At 28.3% G+C, this 378-nt stretch carries 1 protein-coding gene; it reads right to left on the bottom strand.

Features of this window, described 5'->3' with window-relative positions; translation table 11 throughout:
* Positions 1–129: 129 nt before the first annotated feature.
* On the bottom strand, positions 130–291 hold the full coding sequence (locus V7266_RS16320) for a hypothetical protein (protein WP_176541204.1): 162 nt from the start codon (positions 289–291) through the stop codon (positions 130–132).
* Positions 292–378 lie beyond the last annotated feature (87 nt).

Raw genomic sequence — 378 nt, 5'->3', positions numbered from 1 at the left:
AAGTTCATTAAAAAAATTTATGGTAAATACTTTTTAATCTTTACAAAAGACAAAAAAACTTTAGGGATTCCCCCTAAAGCTTTCTACGCAACTATTAGTTTGAAGGCGCCATATATTTTCCAAAAAATATTAAACTACTACTAAAGCAGGAGATTGTTCACTTAAATAAATAATCTCTGAAAGAATTTTACAACCCTGAACATCCTGTAATGCTTCTCTTGCTTCCTTCTCGCTATCAAACTCATACATTGTAATGCCTTTTTCGTTTGAATAAACAGTGATAATCCACATTAAAATCCCCTCCATGAAATCGGCCCTTTTATGATAAAAATCTTTAATATAAGCATATTATAATTTTTGTAATAAAAAAAATATCAA

Source organism: Neobacillus drentensis (assembly GCF_036965645.1).
Classification (GTDB): Bacteria; Bacillota; Bacilli; order Bacillales; family Cytobacillaceae; genus Neobacillus; species Neobacillus drentensis_D.
This window is presented reverse-complemented; position numbering and strand designations above follow the sequence as displayed.